General features: G+C 55.1%; 21 protein-coding genes. 8 read left to right on the plus strand and 13 right to left on the minus strand.

What is annotated here, in order from left to right; all coding sequences use genetic code 11:
• The first annotated feature begins 27 nt into the window (after positions 1-27).
• From PAG01S_RS08195 to PAG01S_RS08200, 3 genes are all read left to right on the plus strand, one after another.
• Positions 28-990, plus strand: a complete 963-nt coding sequence (locus PAG01S_RS08195; protein WP_010255217.1) for a chemotaxis protein — start codon at positions 28-30, stop codon at positions 988-990.
• Between the two features lie 80 nt (positions 991-1,070).
• Positions 1,071-1,220 carry a hypothetical protein gene (locus PAG01S_RS22415; RefSeq protein WP_022625169.1) on the plus strand — a complete coding sequence of 50 codons (150 nt, stop codon included), beginning with the start codon at positions 1,071-1,073 and terminating at the stop codon, positions 1,218-1,220.
• Positions 1,221-1,518: 298 nt separating this feature from the next.
• The gene (locus PAG01S_RS08200) at positions 1,519-3,096 is read left to right on the plus strand and encodes a methyl-accepting chemotaxis protein (RefSeq protein ID WP_062758289.1); all 1,578 of its coding nucleotides are present in this window, start codon (positions 1,519-1,521) and stop codon (positions 3,094-3,096) included.
• Between the two features lie 274 nt (positions 3,097-3,370).
• Here PAG01S_RS08200 and ymcF read toward each other — a convergent pair whose 3' ends face one another.
• The 10 genes from ymcF to proB form a co-directional block, all read right to left on the minus strand.
• Complete coding sequence (gene ymcF, locus PAG01S_RS22595; RefSeq protein ID WP_085978710.1) at positions 3,371-3,541, minus strand: cold shock small protein YmcF; 171 nt, start codon at positions 3,539-3,541, stop codon at positions 3,371-3,373.
• A 3-nt stretch (positions 3,542-3,544) separates the two neighbouring features.
• Entirely contained in the window at positions 3,545-3,757 is a 213-nt protein-coding gene (gene cspE, locus PAG01S_RS08205) for a transcription antiterminator/RNA stability regulator CspE (RefSeq protein WP_003854408.1), read from the minus strand.
• Between the two features lie 381 nt (positions 3,758-4,138).
• A complete protein-coding gene (locus PAG01S_RS08210) occupies positions 4,139-5,893 on the minus strand; it encodes a putative phage tail protein (RefSeq protein WP_010671164.1) in 1,755 nt (584 codons plus the stop codon).
• Between the two features lie 203 nt (positions 5,894-6,096).
• Positions 6,097-6,390 (minus strand): hypothetical protein, encoded by a 294-nt coding sequence (locus tag PAG01S_RS08215; protein WP_033766602.1) that lies wholly within the window; start codon positions 6,388-6,390, stop codon positions 6,097-6,099.
• The gene (locus tag PAG01S_RS08220) at positions 6,387-6,734 is read right to left on the minus strand and encodes a DUF7940 domain-containing protein (RefSeq protein WP_010255205.1); all 348 of its coding nucleotides are present in this window, start codon (positions 6,732-6,734) and stop codon (positions 6,387-6,389) included. The genes PAG01S_RS08215 and PAG01S_RS08220 overlap by 4 nt, the downstream gene beginning before the upstream one ends.
• The gene (locus tag PAG01S_RS08225; RefSeq protein ID WP_010255203.1) at positions 6,731-7,198 is read right to left on the minus strand and encodes a glycoside hydrolase family protein; all 468 of its coding nucleotides are present in this window, start codon (positions 7,196-7,198) and stop codon (positions 6,731-6,733) included. Before PAG01S_RS08225 ends, PAG01S_RS08220 begins: the two co-directional genes overlap by 4 nt.
• Before the next feature lie 204 nt (positions 7,199-7,402).
• Positions 7,403-7,681, minus strand: a complete 279-nt coding sequence (locus PAG01S_RS22730; RefSeq protein ID WP_071785064.1) for a transcriptional antitermination N peptide — start codon at positions 7,679-7,681, stop codon at positions 7,403-7,405.
• 423 nt (positions 7,682-8,104) lie between these two features.
• The gene (locus tag PAG01S_RS08235; protein WP_062758291.1) at positions 8,105-8,836 is read right to left on the minus strand and encodes a S24 family peptidase; all 732 of its coding nucleotides are present in this window, start codon (positions 8,834-8,836) and stop codon (positions 8,105-8,107) included.
• Between the two features lie 360 nt (positions 8,837-9,196).
• Positions 9,197-10,450, minus strand: a complete 1,254-nt coding sequence (proA, locus tag PAG01S_RS08240; RefSeq protein ID WP_033766601.1) for a glutamate-5-semialdehyde dehydrogenase — start codon at positions 10,448-10,450, stop codon at positions 9,197-9,199.
• 10 nt (positions 10,451-10,460) lie between these two features.
• The gene (proB, locus tag PAG01S_RS08245; RefSeq protein WP_010255198.1) at positions 10,461-11,564 is read right to left on the minus strand and encodes a glutamate 5-kinase; all 1,104 of its coding nucleotides are present in this window, start codon (positions 11,562-11,564) and stop codon (positions 10,461-10,463) included.
• 238 nt (positions 11,565-11,802) lie between these two features.
• On the opposite strand from proB, the gene ompC reads away from it, so the two are divergent.
• Entirely contained in the window at positions 11,803-12,915 is a 1,113-nt protein-coding gene (gene ompC / locus PAG01S_RS08250; RefSeq protein ID WP_062758292.1) for a porin OmpC, read from the plus strand.
• A gap of 333 nt (positions 12,916-13,248) precedes the next feature.
• On the opposite strand, the gene crl is transcribed toward ompC, so the two are convergent.
• The 3 genes from crl to gpt form a co-directional block, all read right to left on the minus strand.
• Positions 13,249-13,650 carry a sigma factor-binding protein Crl gene (crl, locus tag PAG01S_RS08255; protein ID WP_003851176.1) on the minus strand — a complete coding sequence of 134 codons (402 nt, stop codon included), beginning with the start codon at positions 13,648-13,650 and terminating at the stop codon, positions 13,249-13,251.
• A gap of 132 nt (positions 13,651-13,782) precedes the next feature.
• Positions 13,783-15,030, minus strand: coding sequence for an esterase FrsA (gene frsA / locus PAG01S_RS08260; protein ID WP_062758294.1), 1,248 nt, complete (start codon positions 15,028-15,030; stop codon positions 13,783-13,785).
• Between the two features lie 173 nt (positions 15,031-15,203).
• Entirely contained in the window at positions 15,204-15,605 is a 402-nt protein-coding gene (gene gpt, locus PAG01S_RS08265; RefSeq protein WP_062758296.1) for a xanthine phosphoribosyltransferase, read from the minus strand.
• 254 nt (positions 15,606-15,859) lie between these two features.
• Between gpt and pepD the strand changes: the two genes are divergently transcribed.
• From pepD to PAG01S_RS08285, 4 genes are all read left to right on the plus strand, one after another.
• Positions 15,860-17,317: a beta-Ala-His dipeptidase gene (gene pepD, locus PAG01S_RS08270; protein ID WP_010671162.1), complete on the plus strand. Its 1,458-nt coding sequence runs from the start codon at positions 15,860-15,862 to the stop codon at positions 17,315-17,317.
• Positions 17,318-17,577: 260 nt separating this feature from the next.
• Positions 17,578-19,083 carry a sugar ABC transporter ATP-binding protein gene (locus PAG01S_RS08275; RefSeq protein WP_062758323.1) on the plus strand — a complete coding sequence of 502 codons (1,506 nt, stop codon included), beginning with the start codon at positions 17,578-17,580 and terminating at the stop codon, positions 19,081-19,083.
• Positions 19,080-20,081 (plus strand): ABC transporter permease, encoded by a 1,002-nt coding sequence (locus tag PAG01S_RS08280; protein WP_010671160.1) that lies wholly within the window; start codon positions 19,080-19,082, stop codon positions 20,079-20,081. The genes PAG01S_RS08275 and PAG01S_RS08280 overlap by 4 nt, the downstream gene beginning before the upstream one ends.
• A 25-nt stretch (positions 20,082-20,106) precedes the next feature.
• The gene (locus tag PAG01S_RS08285) at positions 20,107-21,174 is read left to right on the plus strand and encodes a sugar ABC transporter substrate-binding protein (protein ID WP_010255186.1); all 1,068 of its coding nucleotides are present in this window, start codon (positions 20,107-20,109) and stop codon (positions 21,172-21,174) included.
• Positions 21,175-21,223: the final 49 nt, after the last annotated feature.

Here is a 21,223-nt window from a genome sequence, read left to right on the forward strand (position 1 = left end):
ACCAGCTGCGTTAATGCAGAGGCAACCATGGATAATTTTCAGAAAGAGATCGATGAGAGAGCGAACCTCGCGTTATCGAACAAGTTTGAGCTGCTGCTGTTTCGCTTAGGTTCCGATCAGCTGAAAGGCAAGTCTGAACTGTTTGGCATTAACGTCTTCAAGCTGCGTGAAATTGTGCCGATGCCAACTATCACTAAAGCCGCAGGCATGCGTTCGCCGCTGCTGGGTATGGCAAGTATTCGTGGCCAGTTCATTCCGGTCATCGACCTGCCTGCCGTGGCGGGTTGTGTGCCGGAAACCGGTCTTAACCTGCTGCTGGTCACCGAGTATGCCCGTAACACCCAGGCGTTTGCCGTGGAGTCAGTTGAGAACATTGTGCGTCTCGACTGGAGCCAGGTGCATACCGCTGAAGCCGGTATCGGCGGCCGCAACATTACCAGCATCGCCTGCCTGGACAGTGACAAGCAGAGCAACGAGCTGGCGATGGTGCTGGACGTTGAGCAAATCCTGTATGACATCATCCCATCGGTGCGCGGCGTCGAACCGGAAGCGGCCAGACCGCGTGCCTTCAACTACCGCCCAGGTGCGGTGGCGATTGTGGCAGAAGATTCCAAAGTCGCGCGTCAGCTGCTGGAGCAGGGTCTGAAGAGTATGGGCATTCCGGCGCTGATGTTTAACACCGGTCTGGATGCCTGGGAAAAAATTAAATTGATGAGCCAGGAAGCGCAGGCTGCCGGCGAATCGATTCACGACAAAATCGCCCTGGTGTTGACCGATCTGGAAATGCCAGAGATGGATGGTTTTACGCTGACCCGCAACATCAAGCGTGACCCGATCCTCAAGGCTCTGCCGGTCGTCATTCACTCCTCACTCTCTGGCAGCGCCAACGAAGATCACGTGCGCAAAGTAGGTGCCGACGGCTATGTGGCGAAATTCGAGTTGAATGAGCTGTCAGACGTGATTTTCAACGTTCTCGACACTGCCCGCTAAGCGAATGCGGGCCGCTAAGAATGCCCGGCACGCTTTTACTTTTTAGCCAGCAGAATGGCTGACCTGATCAGGAACCGACTATGCACATTGAAACCTTACCCGTTACGCCTGCACCTGCTACGCCTTCCCGTCAAAAGGTGCTGCGTGGCCGTTTACGCCAGCTGGCCTGGATTAGCGCCGTCACATTAAGCGTCGCGTTCTGGACAGGCCTCTACTTCTTAGTTTTCTGAATCCATTCATCCTTGTCTGGATCGGGCTGTCAGCATCACTGCTGACAGCCCTTTTTTTGTCTGAATTCCCTCTGGTTATTACTTAACCCTTTCTGATGATTTTTACTGACTATTTATTCACCCGGCGTTATTACTTAAAAATTATTAAAGGTACAACTTCGTGCTCCGATAACAGTATGCGCGAGATCACCTTTTTGCCTGAGGCTGTGACCACAGACATCAGCAAGGCACTGCGCACAACAGCAGGAAACCTGAGTGTTGCTAACAAATTGATTAATAATAAAACGGGGAAGAGAACATGTTCAGTATCAAGAATATGAAGGTGGGAATGCGGCTCGCAGCAGCCTTCGGTATTATTGTGACGTTACTGATAGTGATTGGCGTGACATCCATAACCAGGATTAACAGCATTAATACGGCGATCGCCTCGATCGTTGACGATCGTTATGTGAAAGTACGACTGGCATTTGATGTGCGCGATGGCGTCAACGATCAGATCAAATACCTGCGCGGCATGGTGATCGACACGACACGTCCGGAAATGAATGTGAAGCGTTATGGTCAGCTGGATGAAGCCACGCAACGCACCAACAGCGCAATGAAAAGGATCGAAGATATTCAGGTCACGCCGGTCGGCAAGAAAAAGATCGCCGGTCTGCTGGCCTCTTCCCAGGCTTTTGAGAAAGTTAAAGCAGAGCTGATCACCCTGGTGAAGGCGGGCGATTTTGAGGCTGCCAGCACCTATGTCCTGAAATCGATGACCGCCACCCAGAACAAATTCCTTCAGGATGCCGTGGATTTTGCCAACTCTCAGGACGCACAGTTGCGCAGTGAAGGTCAGGGTATTGTGGAAAATGGTCAGTCGGCTATCTCCATTACGCTGATTTTCTCCGCGCTGGCGATTCTGGCGTCTATTCTGCTGGGCTACTTCCTGACCCGTTCTATTGTGCGTCCGCTGGTTGCAGCGGTTGACATTGCTGAACGCGTTGCCGCAGGCGATCTGAGTTCACAGATGCAGGTGACCTCACGCGATGAAACCGGCGTCCTGATGCAGGCGCTGCAACGAATGAACGATAATCTGCTGTCGATTGTGACCGAAGTGCGTACCGGCTCCGACACTATTGCCGTGGCCTCTAATCAGATCTCCAGCGGGAACCTTGATCTTTCGACCCGAACCGAACAGCAGGCCAGTTCGCTGGAAGAGACCGCCTCTGCCATGGAGCAGATGACGTCGACCGTGAAACACAATGCCGACAACGCGCGTGAAGCCAATCACCTGGTTTCAACCACTTCCAGCGTGGCGCGTGAAGGTGGCGTGGTGATGGAGCAGGTCATTGAGAAGATGGAAGCGATCGCCCTCTCCTCACGAAAAATTGTCGATATCATCAGCGTTATCGACTCCATCGCCTTCCAGACCAATATTCTCTCCCTGAACGCCGCGGTTGAAGCGGCACGCGCGGGTGAACAGGGTCGTGGCTTTGCGGTCGTGGCGAGTGAAGTGCGTAATCTGGCGCAGCGCTCAGCCTCAGCGGCCAAAGAGATTAAGGTACTGATTGAAGATTCCGTCGCTAAAGTCGATGAAGGTAGCAAGCTGGTGACACACGCCGGTTCAACTATCGGCGAAGTGGTGAACAGCGTGCAGAGCGTGGCAAACATCATGAGCGAAATCACCATTGCCAGCAGCGAGCAGAGCAGCGGCATCAATGAAATCAATCAGGCGATTACCCAGATGGAAGCGGTGACGCAGCAGAACGCCGCGCTGGTACAGGAAGCGTCAGCCGCCTCACAAGCACTGCAGGATCAGGCAGAGCGTATGGCACAGGCGATGAGCGTCTTTAATACCGGCAAGCTCTCACTGCAACCCGTACTGCGTTAATCCCTCTCAACGGCCTGCTACGGCGGGCCAGTTTAAGAATGGTGACGATAAGGGCGGATAGGTTACAGGCAACAGAGCGGTTAGCGGTTAGTGGTAAGTGGTAAGCGTTATACAAGGGAATTGCAAATATACAGGGAAAGTGAAAGTAAACAGGCAGGTTACAAGAATAAAGCGTGAGGTTTGAGAAGGAGGAAACGCAGAAACAAAAAAGGCTGCCAGAGGCAGCCTTTTATTACTGTAAATGCAACAACGCTATAAAGCTCACTAGCCTTAATCAGAGAGCGCGAAGCTGACTCTGAATTGCAATCCTTGCCAGGTTCACCTGAACCACGACAGATTTGCAGAAAATGCATTTCGCTCCATGCGGGTTGGCTCTTGTAACATCAAAATGTGATGTACGAAACTGTGAGCCACTACAGTGAGGACATTTAAAAGTAATTTTCAGTCCTTAGAGACCAACAACGTTCGCAGCAGCTGGGCCTTTGGCGCCATTTTCTACTGTGAATTCAACTTGCTGACCTTCATCTAATGAACGGAAATCGGTGCCCTGGATTGCAGAGAAATGTACGAATACATCTTTGCTGCCGTCTGCAGGAGAAATGAAACCGAAGCCTTTCTCTGCGTTAAACCATTTAACGGTACCGCGAATTTTGTTAGACATGCTTAAATCCTTAATATATCGAGCCTTCCGGCATACATAATGGCCTGAGAACAGATTTTAATCAGAACGTAAGAGAAGACTCAAAAAGAAGGGATGTCTCGCGACAAACTTAGAGATGAGAACTGCTTTGGTTACTTACTTTGATAGTGTCTGTTAATCAAACCGACGATTCATTAGGCCACACTTCTTAAAGTGACGCAAGCCGTAATTCAAATTAATCGCAATCAGCCCGCTGACGAGGATGAAGGCGAAAGGCTGTGTCAGGGAGACTGTCTGGCTTCACAGTGCAGCGGTGACTTTTCTGGCGACGTAAAAAGAAGCGGAGATAATGTCAGATCAAAAAAGGGCGAGGCCGGAGCCTCGCCCAAAACATGCCGATCATCAATCGTAGTAAGGAACCTTACGGTCAACGCCGTTGATATTGATCAGCACAAAACCGGTCGGAGCGGTCTTATTGGTTGGCGTACCCGCAGCAGTAGCCAGCGTAACCACCCCTTTTTCGTTGGCCCCGATGCCCGCCAGCCCGTTGTGCATGCCAAAACGTGCAGCGGGTTTCAGGTTGCTGATTTTGGTGATGTCCGTAACCACCGACATATCAGCCTGGAACAGCGAGCAGGAACCGGTATCGAAGCGGGTCGGACCGGTCGTCTTCAGGTTGAACATGGTCTCGCCGCTGTTCGCTCTCAGCTTGACCCAGATTACGGCATAGGTGGTCCCTACCCGGCCATAACGAATGTCCAGTACGGAAGGCTGACCCATGTGATAAGCATCGGCCCAGACAGTCTCTAGTCGCTGGAGGTTGATCAGGGTTTTACCGGTGCCCACCACATTAACCGGCGAACCGGCGGTGCCGGAGGGCGTGGTCGCATCCGCTTTCCCGATCAGCTCCATTACCCATTGCTGGTTAGGCGCCGGGAAATAGAGCTGCCCCAGCCGATACCAGTTGTCGGTATCAGTGTTGTTCACCACTTTATAGCCGCTGTAGTAGCCGGCACGCAGCGAACCGGTCATGAACGTGCCGTAGTTCTCATCCCGACGATAGCCATATTCGAAGGTCGATAACCACTTACTTCCGGCCAGATCATTGGTGATTTTCGCCCCCGCCTGCAGGTTGATATGACGCATCACCACGCGGGCATTATTGAGATTGAGCGGCGTGCCGCAATCTTCAATGTTGAGCGTTTCGATGTTCCAGCCGCCATCCGACAGATCTCCTGGGTTAGTCGTGTGCTCAATCCAGACGTTACGCATGAGCCCCTGTGTGACGCGTGGCATATAGAGCGTCGCGTCGCCATAGCCCGACTGGAAGTTGGCATTACACAGCTCAATGGCGGTTGAGTGGTCCCAGTTCCCCTTCGGCGTGTTTGACCAGCCGACATCAAACACCCGTGAAAAGGTATTGGAGCTGTAAATCTGATCGAACTTACTGTCGAGCGTATCCTGCAGCTTAAAGACGGTTCCCCCGGTACTTTGCGCCTTGAAGCAGAAGATATTGACGATCTGGCCTCCGACAATGGTATTTTCAAAGAACGGCTGCGTGTTACTGCACTGTTCAGGCGTGACGGTGACTTTGGCCGCGGTGTCGACAGTCCCGGCGTTAGCCTGTCCATGCCAGCAGATGCCTTTAATGACGATTCGACGCGCATTAACCTTAAACACGGTATTCGCGCTTTTATCAGAAACAATGGTGGTGCGCGGTGCCGAGCCGAGCTCGATATCATCGCCTGCCAGACCAAAAAACGACAACTCCGTATCGCTGATATCGATGGGTGAAATCAGGAAGCGGCCCCCCGGAAAACGCACCGGAATCGCTTTCGCGTAGGCGTTGTAAGACTGTGTCCATGCCAGCATCCGCTTAAAGGCTTCAGTGTCATCGGTCACGCCATCCCCTTTCGCGCCAAAGTGCAGAATGTTCACTTCGGCGGGATCGTTGATGGTGCGCTTCCAGTAGAAACCGTTACCCACCGCCACCGTACCGCCATCATCTTTCAGCGGAGTGGTGCTGAGGAAACCGACAAAGTCTGCGCCGCCACGGAAGCTGGAGTCCTTATCGTAATAGCGTTTAAGGCTCGCGACTTCACCTGATTTTGGTGGAACAGTGGTACGCAGTTCAGCAAAAGAGTTAACTTCGATCATAGAATCCTCCTCAGGATCATAGAGATATCGCGCTGAAATCAGCGCACTACTTAGCCGCAGCCGGATGGCCGCAAAGGGAGTCCCACATGTCGTTGTGGGTGTTGATGGCGCGCACCGTACGAACGTCCATTTTTTGCGCGTCATCGCCGTAGGTATAAAGAGGGGAAAAAAGTACGCAGGCAGAGTCGGTGATCGCCACCGGCTCAGGGTTTGTGGTATTTCGACTGCTGCAGCTTGTCGCGAGCAGCAGCGTCATCAAGGCTATGGTTGTCAGTCGCCACACGGTTAGCCTCCTCGCGGTTATGTTGTTGCTGTTGCGCCACCGCGGTGACGCGGGACGCCTCCTGTTGCGCGTTATCGACGTCAGAACGCGCTTTTTGCTGCACTTTGCCGATTTTCTTGCCGCCGAAATAACTGGCGGCCAGTGCCGCAATGACGCCAGCCAGCGCGGCGAGCCAGTGCCAGCTGCCGCCCAGTAAGGTGGTAATCAGAGTCATGGCTTCGCTCCTTCAGACTGCTCCTTCGCATTGAGCAGGTTTTTCTGACGAACAAATTGTGCAATCACCCCCATCGCCACCATGAAGGCACCCACCAGCCCGAGGTAGTTGTGCGGCAGAATCGCTTTAACGTCTTCGGGCAGTGCACTCCAGGCATCAACGGCGGCCGAAGGAAACGACTGCGCCCAGGCGCTGAGCATGGAACCCAGCGACGCAAGCCAGACAGACCAGGTTTTGAAAAGCAGACGGGCATGAGAGACAAACTGGAGGGTGGTAAAGCGCTGCAGCAGCAGCAGAATGATGATTGCCGTCAGCACGGCGGTGAGAAACATGAGCCATCTCATAGCAACCCCCTGTAAACCGCATAGGTTCCGCTGCGCATCATCTCCGCGTGACGTCTGGCGCGGCCCGGCGTCTGACGGGCCCAGAGGCTGTTCATCATCGCGTCAGCCGCATCATTAAACTGTTCAGCCACGATCGCGCTGAGCATGTTTTTGAACTGCAGGACGCCCTCGACGCCCAGCTGATAAGCCATGCTCAGCAGCACGTCGGTGCGGGCGTCGTTGCACTTCGCCAGCGCATTACGCAGCAGCTCCCTGCCCTGCATCTCCTGAATTTTGTTTTCAAGAATGCACTGCTTCCAGACATCACCGACGCGCCGTGGCACGCGGAAAGCGTAATTACTCAGAGACGCCCCCTTGGGTCCAATGCGAATGCCGCCGGCCACCGTGGGAAAGCCCAGCGTGTCGAGATAGGGCGTGTCGACATACCCCTCTTCAAAATTCAGTACTGCGATTATCTGGCTCATAACGACTCCTCAATGACGGGTTAAAGCAACTCAGCCTTGTGAAAAGAAATACATAACGCTCGCTGATCATTACTCAACACGGCGCAGCAGAAGGCCTTACTGACCCTGCAGCAAAACTGAACAGTAATTCAGAAAATTGCGCCCAGTGAGAACTGGAGAAAGCGAAGAGTTAGCCGGAACGGAAAAATGCGTTTTCTGCGCGTTTCAGCTCACGGCGTAGAGATGAACGTGCGGAAGACAGCAATTGTCGAAACTGGGTGTTTCCTGACTGGTGACGCGGGGTGCAGTAATTGCGCGGTCAACGCGCGGGGCGACCTGACGCTGGCAGATTTGCTCTGCACGTCTCAGGGTGGGTGTTTCAGTTGGGAAGTTCAGGGCCTCGTCGATGCTCTGTGTCAGGCTGCTGAGAGGTTGGCGCCGCCGGTGGCGACGAGTACGTGCGTTGCCTATAAAAACGCTTTTGCCATAGTGAATTATCGCCATAACTCCTCCTGTGAATGAGTCTTTGGCGATGGGGTGGCAGGCGCGAGCTTTCGGCGAACCGAACGGGCCCGAATGTCGCGTATCACGGTCGCACGCTTGCCGCCCGGCTGCATTAGCAGTCAGGTGGAAAGTAAGCGAGGGGAAATAAACGGCATCTGACGACGCTGCATTTTGCGCATCCACCCCATCCCAAAGTTCACTGACTTTTGGGTGGTATGATTCGCGCTTGTGCAGCGCCTCAATTGTTTAAGAGCGGCTCGTCCCTGAAAGAACTGCTTCGTTCATCCATATCCAAATTATTAACAGGTTCTTATGCTTTATCAAACACTGTTGGTTAATTTTTTATTTACCGCTGGTTAAATTTATGAATTTATGCCGATTATTTTTTTTTCAGCCTTCCTGAAAAAACCGGCAGAAGTGGCCTTAACCGAGGATTTGATAATGTCGCGCCTGGCTCATGATCACTTTGGCCAGTACCTTCAGGCTGGTGACGTCATCATGATTGAGATACCAGGTTTCATAGCGCTTATTATCTGATATTACAGCGATTTTCTTATGCTGCAGCTGCAGGCGCTTGAGATAGAGCTGCTCATCAAGGGTGAAAATATAGATGCCGTCGCCGTCGAACATCCGCACGCTGATATCCACAAACAGCTGATCGCGCGGCGCAAAGGTGTCAGCCATGGAGTCACTGTTGATAGCGATTAACCGGATGTTTTCCGCCGGGCGCCCGTTGAACAGCACCCGCGCCTCATCCAGACCATATTCGATCGCCTGGATAGTCTCGACAAACTCATCACGCGCGGGCAGGCCCGCAGCACTTCGCTGACCAATGTCGAGGCTATCAATCCGAAACACACTCTTCTGAGCGGAGAGCGCACTTAGCGTCACCGGTTCAGCAGGCTGTTCCATACCGTACTGCAGCCACTCAACCCTGACGCCCAGTAGCTGACTGAGAGCCAGTAAATTGCCGCCATCCGGCACTGACTGCGCGTTAAACCACTTCCACACACCCGGCGTTGATATCTTACAGCCTTGCTGCTGCAGGGCCCTGGCAACCTGTTTGTTACGTCCATGTCCGGCAATACCGGCACTCTCACAGGCCGCTATCAGCCTGGCGGTGAAAGCTTGTCTTGTACTTTCTTTTTTAACCATTAGTTAATAATCAGCCATAGAAGAGATACTGGATGTTATTTTCATTATTGCTACCAGTTCATTTTATATTACCGCTCGTTTACTACCTAACCGCTTTATCAAGCATTGCTGATAATCATTATCCGCTTCAGCCCGCGACTGGACAAAAAATATTGCCTCAGGCCGCGTACAGCCCCGGCTTTCAGGAATGTTCCGTAAAAAATTGCGTGAATATCAGCCAGAATAATGGCCAGTAGTAACGAGAGCGGAACGGAAATTAAGCTGATGCGCAGAAAACTCTATCTTTCACTGGACCGAAAAATTGAACTAAAAAAAACGGGAGTCTCTGAAAGACTCCCGCTTTGTTAAAAATTATGGCAGTTATGGCCGGAGCGTATCGTCGCCCCATGCTATCCATTTATAGGTCGTCAGCGCCTCTAATCCCATCGGGCCACGGGCATGGAGTTTCTGTGTACTGACCGCCACTTCGGCACCCAGGCCAAACTGTCCGCCATCGGTGAAGCGGGTGCTTGCGTTGACATAGACCGCTGAGGAGTCGACCTGACGGACAAAACGCGCGGCGTTGCGGGTATTACGGGTCAGGATGGCATCCGAGTGCTGCGTGCCATGCGTACGAATATGATCGATCGCCTCATCCATATCCGCCACTAATTTGACGTTAAGATCCAGCGACAGCCACTCATCATTGTACTGCTGCGGATTCACCTGCGTGACCGATGCCGGGCCTTGCTGCAGCTGCGCCAGCACGTTGCTGTCAGCATGCAGCGCAATCGCTTCCTGTGCCATACGCGCGCTGAAGGCGGGCAGGAAACGATCGGCAATCGCCTGATCCACCAGCAGCGTCTCCAGGGAGTTACAGGCGCTGGGACGCTGTTTCTTGGCGTTGACGATCAGATCAAGTGCAGGTTCGATCTCCATCGTCTCATCAATATAGATATGACAAACGCCGATGCCGCCGGTGATCACCGGAATAGTGGAGTTTTCCCGGCACAGCTTATGCAGCCCGGCTCCGCCACGCGGGATCAGCATATCGACGTAGCGATCCAGCTTCAGTAGCTGATTCACCAGCTCGCGATCCGGATTTTCGATCGCCTGAACGATCGCCGCAGGCAGACCGTGCTGTTTCAGCGCGTTCTGGATCACCCGGACGGTGGCCGCATTGGTGCGCCAGGTCTCTTTACCGCCGCGCAGAATGGCGGCGTTGCCGGTTTTCAGGCACAGAGTGGCGACGTCCACCGTGACATTGGGACGCGCCTCGTAGATTACGGCCACCACGCCCAGCGGCACGCGACGACGCTCAATGCGCAGCCCGCTGTCGAGCTGACCGCCGTCAATTAGCTGTCCAACCGGATCGGCCAGCTGGCAGACCTGGCGCACATCGCTGGCGATGCTGCCGAGGCGTTGCGGATTGAGTGTCAGCCGGTCCAGCAGCGCGGCGCTCATGCCGTTCTGACGCGCATCGGCTAAATCCAGCTCATTGGCCGCCAGAATGTCTGCGCTTTCCGCCTCCAGACGGTCGGCAATGGTCATCAGAACCTGATTTTTCTCTGCAGTCGACAGATCGGCCACGGTGTAAGCTGCGGCGCGCGCCGCTTTTCCCATCTCTTCAAGCATTGTCCGCTCCTTAACTGACGATCATGTCGTCGCGGTGAACCGCCACCGGGCCATATTCATAGCCCAGGATTTCGCTGATCTGCTGGCTGTGATGACCGGCAATCATCCGCATCGCGTCGCTGTTGTAGCGTGAAACACCATGCGCGATATCCCTGCCCTGCAAACTGCGGATACGGATCACTTCCCCACGCGAGAAATTCCCCTGAATAGCACGGATCCCTTTCGGCAGCAGCGAACTGCCGCGTTCAATAATTGCTGCCAGCGCACCATCATCGACGGTGAGTTCACCTGCCGGAGGCGCACCGAAAATCCAGCGTTTACGATTTTCCAGCGGCGATTGCTGCGCATGAAAGCGCGTACCGACCGGCTTACCGTCAATGACATCGCTGATCACGCCGCTGCGACTGCCTGAGGCGATGATCACATCGATACCGGCGCGGCAGGCGACATCCGCCGCCTGAAGCTTGGTCGACATGCCGCCAGTGCCGAGACCCGATACGCTGTCGCCCGCCAGGGCACGCAACGCATCATCAATCACATGGACATCACTGATCAGCTCAGCCTCAGGATTGTTACGCGGATCGGCGGTGAACAGTCCCTGCTGGTCGGTCAGCAGCAGCAGCTTGTCGGCACCGCCGAGCATCGCCGCCAGCGCTGAGAGATTGTCGTTGTCACCCACTTTGATTTCAGCGGTGGCAACGGCATCGTTCTCATTGATCACCGGCACAATGTGGTTATCCAGCAGCGCGCGCAGCGTGTCGCGGGCATTCAGGAAGCGCTCGCGATCTTCCATGTCGGCACGGGTCAGCAACATCTGACCAATATGGATACCGTAGATTGAGAACAGCTGTTCCCACAGCTGAATCAGACGGCTCTGCCCCACCGCAGCCAGCAGCTGCTTTGAGGCGATGGTGGGTGGCAGTTCGGGGTAACCCAGATGTTCGCGTCCGGCGGCCATCGCGCCAGAGGTCACAATCACAATGCGGTGGCCCGCCGCGTGCTGCTGCGCACACTGACGAACCAGTTCCACCATGTGCGCCCGATTCAGCCGGCGGGAGCCGCCGGTGAGAACGCTGGTACCCAATTTGACCACTAAGGTCTGACTGCCACTCATATTTCCTGCCGTAGTGAAAAATTTTTACGAAAGGACGTTTTAACAGGAGTCGATAAGGAAGCCAACAGCCAGCGGGGGAAAAGCACGAATTTACGCGGACAAGGACGTAGACCAAAAGTTCAGGGTTAACAAGAAATCATGAAAAGTGTCATAAAAACTTCATCGCCGACGGGTAAAAAGTCCGTGCTTTACAAAAACTTTCATTTTTTTACGGCGTTCACATTGGGATTGATAGCAAATGAAGAAAAGCACACTGGCCATGATCCTCTCCACGCTGACGCTGGCATCTGCCGCGCAGGCTGCCGAAATCTATAACAAAGATGGCAACAAACTGGACTTATACGGCAAAGTTAAAGCTGAGCACTACATCAGCGATAATGCCAGCCAGGATGGAGACAAGTCCTATACCCGTATCGGCTTTAAAGGTCAGACACAGATTAACGACCTGATGACCGGTTATGGTCAGTGGGAATATGAGTATAAGCTCAATAACTCTGAAGGCAGTGACGCTAACAACAACAACAAAACCCGCCTTGGTTTTGCCGGTCTGAAATTCTCGCAGTATGGTTCGGTCGATTATGGTCGTAACTACGGTGTGCTGTATGACGTTGAGGCCTGGACCGACGTGTTCCCGGAATTCGGCGGTGACGGTACAGCCCGCTCCGATAACTTTATGACTCAGCGCGCCACCGGTGTGGCGACTTACCGTAACAACAACTTCTTTGGTCTGGTCGATGGGCTGAAGTTTGCCTTGCAGTATCAGGGCAAAAACGACGCCACTAGCGTCAATACTCGTACTGACAATGACCGTCAGAATGGCGACGGCTACGGTGCCTCACTGGGCTATGCCCTGGGTGATTCCGGTGTGAGCCTGATGAGTGCCATCACCTCTTCTGACCGTACCAATCAGCAGCAGGCTCGCGCCTATGGCGGCGGTGACCGTGCGGATTCCTGGGGCGCAGGCGTGAAGTATGATGCTAACAGTGTCTACCTGGCGGCCATCTATACCGATACCCGCAACATGACGCCAATCAGCGGCACCAACCGTAATACAGGCGCAAACGTCCGGGGCGCAGCTAACGAAGCGCAGAACATTGAGCTGGTGGCGCAGTATCAGTTTGATTTCGGCCTGCGTCCTTCCATTGGCTATGTCCAGACCAAGGGCAAAGATATCGAAAACGGTATCGGCGATGCGGATCTGGTGAAATATATCGACGTGGGCGCGACCTACTACTTCAACAAAAATATGTCCGCCTTCGTTGATTACAAAATCAACCAGCTGGATGATGACAACGCGCTGTCGATTAACAACGATGACGTGGTCGCGATGGGTGTGACTTACCAGTTCTGATTTCAGGCTAATGCCGGACAGCATAAGCTACAGAATGTATGAGCATGAAAAAGGGCGCGTTTTTCAACGCGCCCTTTGCTTGTTAACAGCATCTGGCCCGCTCTGCTATGAGATCGAGCTGGCGCAGGGAACACGGTCAGATCGGAAAGACGCAAAAGACGTCATCCCTGACACGCTCGGCCCGCGCCGTCCCTGGCGCGGGACGCTTTCCTCTTCTGCCCGTGTTCCCTGCGTGTTGAGCTTATTCGTTGCTGCCAGATTCACCCTACTTGAGATTTGTCAGCAGTTTGTGGGCAAACGTTTTAACTCACCCTTTAATCTCTAAACACCCAATCAGGCGCTCAGCTTCACCGGTTTCTCATCGAAATCGCTGGCCGGAATCAGATCCAGCTCGAACTCTTTCAGCATCGCTTTCAGACGGGTATGGAAATTCCGTAAGGTCTCTTCCACGCGCGCCGTATTCTCTTTGCCTTTGATGGTTGCCACCGACCAGTCACCCTCTTTATCGAACAGACCGATATGGTAGACATAGGTAAAGTGGTCAGCCTGCGCTTCCAGCTCCATCCACCAGCCCCAGAACTCACGCAGTTCCGGTGCCGGTTTCACATTAACGCAGGCAGCCAGGCAGTCGAAAAAGAACCGGGTTTCGCCACATTTCCCATCGCGAATATAAGGCCCAAGCTCCGTAAAGCGCTTAAGCAGGCGACTGCGGGGATGACCACTTGGTAACGTCATGCTGAATCTCCATAGATTTTGACCGCTATACAGCCTTGATTTTCCGGACGGCCAGGGGATGTCATGTTTCGCTTAACGGCAGCCCGGAAGAATTCCGCTACTAGTTGTAGCAAATACTGTAAATTTTGCCAGTTACCTTTTTAAACGCTTCTCCAGCCAGTCGCAAATTTCATTCAGCGCCTTGTCGAAACTGGCCATCATCGGCTTCACCGGAATCAACAACGCCTTACCGTCTGACGAAGAGTTAGCGATCAGCTTGCTCTCCTCTTCCGGGCTGAAAAGATCGTTTTGCCAGTAGCCCGACAGCATGGGTGTCGGCGTCCGGCGGCCCAGCAATCCCTGAGTTTTCAGCGAATATCGATTGAGTTCGGTACGCAGCGCACTGTCAGAGGCAGTTGCCATGCCCAGCCGGCTCGCCAGCATATCCATATACATATCCGGGATCTCATCCTGCAACGCTGTCTGCGTCAGCAGCGCATGCACAATCGGGCCAAGACAGGCGACCCCACGCAGCCGCTGCGATTCCAGATAGGCCAGTCGTACGGCCACGTTAGCGCCAAAGCGATAACCAAACGCGGCCACGCGGGTATGGTCGATCCAGGGCACGTTTTTCAGATCGCGCAGCACCTGCTGATGCAGAAAGCTGGTGTCCTGATTTAGCGTCCATTTCACCGAGTTGCCTACCGACGGCACATCAATGGTCAGCATGGCGATGCCGCGCGGTGCAAGGTAATCATGGAACAGGCGATAGTGATCGCTCTGTAATGAGTCGAGCGCGCCACAGAACAGCACGGTGGGATAAGGCGCTTCAACGTCAGGCGGCATGTGCAGAAAGCCGTTAACCGGGCTGCCACCCTGAATGGCGAACGTCAGCGGTTTCAGCTCGCCCGGCAGGCGTTGAGTCGCCTCTTCATAGGCGCGGTTCGCCAGCGTCTGCGCCTGGTCGGCCAGTTCATCCCCTTTTATATAGGGATAGGCCGCAACGCTGTAGAGATGCGCCGCGTGTAGCCAGTAGTCGCCCGCCTCGCTGTCGTCGGTGGCCTCCAGCGCTTTCTGCTGCCAGATACCCGCCTGTTTACACCATTCGAAATGCCAGTTGCCGCCGCGAAAACCGATTACAGTGTCGAGCAGCGTCTCATCAGTATGTTCAACATTGCTGATGGCAATACATGCCAGCACTTCGCTGATCTCCTGCGGCGTCAGGCCACGCCATGTCCACATCAGCTTATTCAGCATACGATACCAGCCACGCTGGCTGTCACCATCCAGGGCTGAGTGGACATCCGAAGTAGCATGATGGTGGCGGCGAACCAGGGATGAGGTTTCAGGATGTTTAAAGCGCGGTTTGAACAACTCCTCGCTGAGATTTTTGCTCGACATACTCACTTCTCCTGCAACAGAAACGGCGATGGCTAAGTGTACTGTACGGCAATTCGGGGTGCGAGGCACAGAAAGCACAACGCCCGGAAAACCGGGCGTTGTCTGATGTGTATCAATCAGTTTTTAACAATCGGCGGGATGTAGACCACACCCATATCCCACGGCTGCTCGATCTAGGTATCCTGCGGAATATCGACAATATAATCATCAACCAGTGAGCGACCGGCCGGTTTAGCGAAAATGGTGCAGAAACGCGCTTTCGGATACATCTCGCGAATCGCCTGGGCAGTGCCGCCGGTATCCACCAGGTCATCGATCACGATAAAGCCTTCACCGTCGCCTTCTGCGCGCTTCAGGACTTTCATTTCGCGCTGATGATCGTGGTCATAGCTGGAGATGCAGACGGTATCGACGTAGCGGATACCCAGTTCACGTGCCAGCAGCGAAGCCGGTACCAGACCGCCGCGGCTCACCGCGATAATGCCTTTCCACTGTTCAACAGGAAGCAGGCGCTGGGCCAGTTTACGGGCATGAATCTGAAGCATGTCCCAGGTAACGACGTATTTTTCGCTCATAGAATAGAAATCCCAGCCAACCGAGGTGGCGTAAAAATGTGCAACGGGGAAAAGGTTGCGCGAGATTATAAGGAGTTGACGCACTAAAAACCAGCACCCGCGCACTGGTTGCGGCTTTTTAGCGCGTCTGAGAGCGCACCCGGTAGAAAACAGTGATATTCTCGGGCCTGGCTCGTCAGATTCTCTGACGGCGATTTTTCACTGGAAACTCGCGATGTCCGGCCTCGCCGGTACACTGACACAGGAGACCTGTCGTGTCTGAATTGTCTCAACTCTCTCCACAGCCGCTGTGGGATATTTTCGCTAAGATCTGCTCTATTCCCCATCCCTCTTTTCACGAAGAAGCGCTGGCGAGTTACATCGTCGGCTGGGCCAAAGAGCAAGGCTTCTGGTGTGAGCGCGATCAGGTCGGCAACATCCTGATTCGTAAGCCCGCCACCGCAGGCATGGAAAACCGTACCCCGGTTGCGCTGCAGGCGCATCTGGATATGGTGCCGCAGAAAAATAATGACACCGTTCATGACTTCACCAAAGATCCGATTCAGCCCTGGGTTGACGGCGAGTGGGTGAAAGCGCGCGGCACCACGCTGGGCGCGGACAACGGCATCGGTATGGCTTCTGCGCTGGCAGTACTGGCTGACAACAGCCTGACGCATGGCCCGCTGGAAGTGCTGCTGACCATGACTGAAGAGACCGGTATGGATGGCGCATTCGGTCTGCAACCCAACTGGCTGCAGGCAGAAATCCTGATCAACACCGACTCCGAAGAAGAAGGTGAGATCTACATGGGCTGCGCGGGCGGTATCGACTTTGTCACCACCCTGCCGCTGACCCGTGAAGCGGTGCCTGCTGAATTCCAGACCCTGAAGCTGACGCTGAAAGGCCTGCGTGGCGGTCACTCCGGTGCCGATATTCATATGGGCCTCGGCAATGCCAACAAACTGCTGGCGCGCTTCCTGGCGGCACACGCTGCTGAACTGGATCTGCGTCTGCTGGCCTTCAGCGGCGGTACGCTGCGCAACGCGATCCCGCGTGAAGCCTTCGCTACCGTGGCGGTCGAGAGCCACAAAGCGGATGCGCTGAAATCAGCGGCGGCGCACTTCCTGAGCGCCATCAAAAATGAGCACGGCATCAAAGAGCCGAACATCGCCCTGGTCACTGAGCCGCTGGCGCATCAGGGTGATGCTCTGAACGCTGACAGCCGCGATCGCTTCCTGAACCTGCTCAACAGCATGCCAAACGGTGTGATCCGCAACTCCGACGTGGCGAAAGGCGTAGTAGAAACCTCACTGAATATCGGTGTGGTGACCATGGAAGCCGATCATGCAGAGATCAACTGCCTGATCCGTTCGCTGATCGACACCGGCCGCGATTATGTGGTGCAGATGCTGACCTCACTGGGCCAGCTGGCCGGTGCACAGACCAAAGCGAAAGGCGGCTACCCAGGCTGGCAGCCTGATGCGGACTCCGCCATTATGGCGCTGACCCGTCAGACCTATATCGCGCTGTTTGATAAGACCCCGAACATTCAGGTGATCCACGCCGGTCTGGAGTGTGGTCTGTTCAAAAAACCGTATCCGGAGATGGATATGGTATCGATTGGGCCGACCATCACCGGGCCGCACTCGCCGGATGAGCAGGTTCACATCGAAAGCGTTGGCCTTTACTGGAAACTGCTGACCACCCTGCTGAATGTGGTGCCAGAAAAGTAATTCTGTCACAAAAAAAGTAAACCAGGCTCCGGCCTGGTTTTTTTATGCCTGTGACTTTCCCCCAGCATAATTCGCTGCCTTTTCCGTCCTTTACCCCGTTATTCCGCCGCTTTCCCGCGCTTCGCTGGTCACAGCCGCCATTATGTCCAGATGTCTGGATGGCTAATAAGATTTCGTGCTAGCTTATGCGCTTTCGGCTGTTGCCGCGCCTGAAGGTTCAGGAAAAAATGCGGCCAGTGATTCTTCAGGAGAGTAATGACATGCCAGGGTTAAACTGCCTTGAGATGCGTAACATCTCCATCGCTTTTGGCGGGTTTGCCGCGCTATCGTCGGTGGATTTCCGCAGTGACGGCCATTCAGTACATGCACTGACCGGCGCTAACGGCGCGGGCAAGTCAACGCTGATGGCGATCCTTTCCGGTGCGCACAGCCACTACAGCGGCGAGATCCTGCTGGATGGTGAGCCGGTCTCCATCCGTACGCCGCGTGATGCGAAACGGCTGGGTATTCATCTGGTTCAGCAAGAAGTGGACGTGGCGCTGGTGCCGCAGCTCAGCGTCGCAGAAAACATTCTGCTGGATCGGCTGGCAGAGCCTGGCCACCGCTATCGCTGGGGCGAGGTTCGGCGTCAGGCGCGGGCGCTGCTGGCTCAGCTCGACGTGGCGCTGGACGTCAACCGGCTGGTGGAGCGCTGTACCCTGGCTGAAAAGCAGCAAATTCTGCTGGCGCGCGCGCTGTCGCACCACTGCCGCTTTCTGATTCTGGATGAACCCACTGCCCCGCTGGATCAGCATGAAAGTGAGCGGCTGTTTGCTGTGGTGCGTCGCCTGCAGGCCAGCGGCATCGGTGTGGTGTTTATCTCTCACCGCATCCATGAACTGAAAGCAATCTGTGACCAGCTGACGGTGCTGCGTGATGGCCGGTTGATCGAAACCGGCCCGATGGCGGCACTGAGCGGTGAGCAGATCGTGGAGAAGATGCTGGGGCATCAGCTCACCGATATCTTCCCGGCCCGTCGTGCGCAGCAGACTCAGCCGCTGCTGCTGGCGATTGACGGTCTTCATGATGAGCAACTGCTGCAGGATATCTCGCTACGATTGCACAAAGGGGAAATTCTGGGCATTGCAGGCCTGGCCGGTGCCGGTAAAACCGAACTCTGTAAGGCGCTGTTTGGTGCCAGCAAAAGCCGCGTCAGTCGCGGTGAACTGCATGGCCAGCCGTGGCAGCCCCGTTCGCCGCATGACTCCGTCAGTCGCCGCATGGCGCTGGTGCCGGAGGAGCGGCGCAAAGAGGGGATCTTTATTGATGAGTCGGTGGCAATGAACCTCAGCGTCAGCGCAGACGACAGCTTTTCGCGCTGGAGCCTGTTTGGTCATCGCCAGGCGTGGCGCTGGGCGGAGCAGGTTATCCAGCAATTGCAGGTGCGCACCACCGGTCCGGCACAGACGCTGCGCCGTCTCTCCGGCGGCAATCAGCAGAAAGTGGCGATAGGCAAATGGCTGCGCAACAACGCCGACGTGCTGATTTTCGATGAGCCGACGAAAGGCGTCGATATCAAAGCCAAAACCGAACTCTTCACCCTGATCGATAACCTGGCGCGCGAGGGGAAAGGCATCATTTACGCGTCGGGTGAATTTTCTGAACTGGTCGGTTTATGCGACCGGATTTGCGTGCTCTGGGATGGACGCATTGTGGCCGAACTGGCTGCACGCGACGTCACCGAAGAGACGCTTATGCTCTATTCCACCGGAGGAACCCCTGCGTGAGCAGCAAAGAAACCAGCCTGAATCTGACAGCCTCGCCGTGGCGTCACCAGTTGTTCGACTTTCTCTATAAATGGGGCATGTTGCTCACGGTGGTGATCCTGATCGCCGCCTTTGGTCTCGCCTCCGACAGCTTCCTTGAACCCAACAACATCATCAATATTCTGCGCTCAATTGCCATTGTCACGGTGATTGCGATCGGCGTCTCGATCTCGCTGACCGTTGGCGGCTTTGATCTGTCGGTCGGATCGACCGCCTCGCTGGCCAATGCGTTAGTGATTTCACTGTTTGTCTGGTACGGCTTCGGCACTACCACCGCCATCCTGCTCACCCTGGCGCTCTGCACTCTGGTCGGGCTGTTTAACGCCTTTCTGATTGTGATCCTGCGCATTCCCGACATGCTGGCAACGCTGGCGACACTGTTCGTGATTCAGGGTGTGGCGATGACCTACAGCTTTGGCGGATCGATCACCGAGAACATGGTGCTGCCGAGCGGTGATATGGCGGAAGGCACCATTCCGGCGGCGTTTGGCCTGCTCGGCCAGGTGCCCACCATCGTCATCATTATGCTGGTCGTCACCGTCGCCGCGCAGCTGGCGCTCTCCCTGACTAAACATGGTCGCCGGATGTATGCGCTGGGCGGCAATCCGGAAGCGGCGCGCCTCTCCGGCATCCGCACCACCCGCTATCGGGTGCTGGCTTATGTGATCGCCTCACTGCTGGCCGGTCTGGGCGGCATTCTGCTCGCCTCGCGTATCGGCTCTTCGCAGGTCAATGCCGGGAGCGGCTACCTGATGGACGCCGTCGCGGCGGCGTGGATCGGCTTCTCACTGGCGGGTTCCGGCAAGCCGAATGCGCTGGGCACGCTGGTCGGTGCGGTGATCCTCGGCGTGCTGCAGAACGGTCTGGTGATGCTCTCTGTTCCCTACTACGCCATGGACATTATTAAAGGGCTGGTGCTGGCTTTAGCACTGGCGATCACCTATATCCAGCGCCGCTGAGGCGCGTTTACCGGAGTTGATAACAATGCAAAAAATAACACTCTCGCTGCTGGCCCTGAGCCTGCTGAACGCCAGCGCCGCCTTCGCGGATACCGTCACGCCGGTGCCTGCGGCTATCGCCAGTCATGATGGCCCGATCCGTATTGCGGTGATCCGCAATCTCGGCTCCGATGACAACACCACCCAGTTTGTTGCCGGTGCCATTCAGCAGGGTCGCCAGCTTGGCTTCAAGGTCAGCACCTTCCTCAGCAACGGCGACGATGCGCGCTTCCAGGATTTCGTGAATCAGGCGATCAGCCAGAAATATGACGGCATCGTGCTGTCGCACGGTAAAGCGCCCTACGCCAGCGGACTGGTGAAGCGCATTGCCGATGCAGGCATTAAGCTGTCGGTGTTTGATACGCCGGTGGATAGCCCGATCCCGGGCGTCACCGTCACCGCGCAGGATGACGCTTCACTGGCGCAGCTGTCGCTGGGCCAGCTCATCCATGATTTCAACGGCAAGGCGAACATCGTCAAGCTATGGGTTGCCGGTTTCCCGCCGATGGAACGCCGTCAGGTGGTGTATGAAAAACTGCTGAAAGAGAATCCGGGCATTCATCAGCTTGAGTCGATTGGTGCGGTTTCAACTGACGTTCAGGGCGACACCGCCAATAAAATTGGCGCAATTCTGGCGAAATACCCGAAAGGCAAAATCGACGCTATCTGGGGTGCCTGGGATGCCTTCAGCCAGGGCGCTTACAAAGCGCTGCAGGAGAATGGCCGTACCGAGATCAAACTCTACAGCATTGATGTTTCGAACCAGGATTTGCAGCTGATGCGCGAGAAAAACAGCCCGTGGGTGCAGACGGTAGCGGTGGATCCTAAAACTATTGGCGCGGTGAATATGCGTCTGGTGGCGAAGAAAATTGCCGGTGAAGAGACGCCCGCGACTTATCAGTTTAAAGCGGCATCGATCTCTCAGCAGCAGCTTAACAGCCAGCCTGGCGCGGTGAACGTCGCGTCACTGAACAAGATCATTCCGGGCTGGGGCAGCAATGAGGATTTCGTTGCCCCGTGGTTTGCGACCCTGGCGGCGAAATATAAGAAGTAATCGGATGTCAGCCTTGCCGGTCGGTGAGGCTGACGGTTACGGTTACGGT

The organism is Pantoea agglomerans NBRC 102470 (assembly GCF_001598475.1).
Lineage (GTDB): Bacteria > Pseudomonadota > Gammaproteobacteria > Enterobacterales > Enterobacteriaceae > Pantoea > Pantoea agglomerans.

Coding starts and splice junctions, on each gene's coding strand:
- gpt (WP_062758296.1), bottom strand. CDS start 15,605: ATGAGCGAAAAATACGTCGTTACCTGGGACATGCTTCAGATTCATGCC.
- PAG01S_RS08235 (WP_062758291.1), bottom strand. CDS start 8,836: ATGGTTAAAAAAGAAAGTACAAGACAAGCTTTCACCGCCAGGCTGATA.
- crl (WP_003851176.1), bottom strand. CDS start 13,650: ATGACGTTACCAAGTGGTCATCCCCGCAGTCGCCTGCTTAAGCGCTTT.
- PAG01S_RS08220 (WP_010255205.1), bottom strand. CDS start 6,734: ATGAGATGGCTCATGTTTCTCACCGCCGTGCTGACGGCAATCATCATT.
- PAG01S_RS08275 (WP_062758323.1), top strand. CDS start 17,578: ATGCCAGGGTTAAACTGCCTTGAGATGCGTAACATCTCCATCGCTTTT.
- PAG01S_RS08195 (WP_010255217.1), top strand. CDS start 28: ATGGATAATTTTCAGAAAGAGATCGATGAGAGAGCGAACCTCGCGTTA.
- PAG01S_RS22415 (WP_022625169.1), top strand. CDS start 1,071: ATGCACATTGAAACCTTACCCGTTACGCCTGCACCTGCTACGCCTTCC.
- ompC (WP_062758292.1), top strand. CDS start 11,803: ATGAAGAAAAGCACACTGGCCATGATCCTCTCCACGCTGACGCTGGCA.
- PAG01S_RS08225 (WP_010255203.1), bottom strand. CDS start 7,198: ATGAGCCAGATAATCGCAGTACTGAATTTTGAAGAGGGGTATGTCGAC.
- PAG01S_RS08285 (WP_010255186.1), top strand. CDS start 20,107: ATGCAAAAAATAACACTCTCGCTGCTGGCCCTGAGCCTGCTGAACGCC.
- PAG01S_RS08210 (WP_010671164.1), bottom strand. CDS start 5,893: ATGATCGAAGTTAACTCTTTTGCTGAACTGCGTACCACTGTTCCACCA.
- frsA (WP_062758294.1), bottom strand. CDS start 15,030: ATGTCGAGCAAAAATCTCAGCGAGGAGTTGTTCAAACCGCGCTTTAAA.
- proA (WP_033766601.1), bottom strand. CDS start 10,450: ATGCTTGAAGAGATGGGAAAAGCGGCGCGCGCCGCAGCTTACACCGTG.
- proB (WP_010255198.1), bottom strand. CDS start 11,564: ATGAGTGGCAGTCAGACCTTAGTGGTCAAATTGGGTACCAGCGTTCTC.
- cspE (WP_003854408.1), bottom strand. CDS start 3,757: ATGTCTAACAAAATTCGCGGTACCGTTAAATGGTTTAACGCAGAGAAA.
- PAG01S_RS08200 (WP_062758289.1), top strand. CDS start 1,519: ATGTTCAGTATCAAGAATATGAAGGTGGGAATGCGGCTCGCAGCAGCC.
- PAG01S_RS08215 (WP_033766602.1), bottom strand. CDS start 6,390: ATGACTCTGATTACCACCTTACTGGGCGGCAGCTGGCACTGGCTCGCC.
- PAG01S_RS22730 (WP_071785064.1), bottom strand. CDS start 7,681: ATGGCGATAATTCACTATGGCAAAAGCGTTTTTATAGGCAACGCACGT.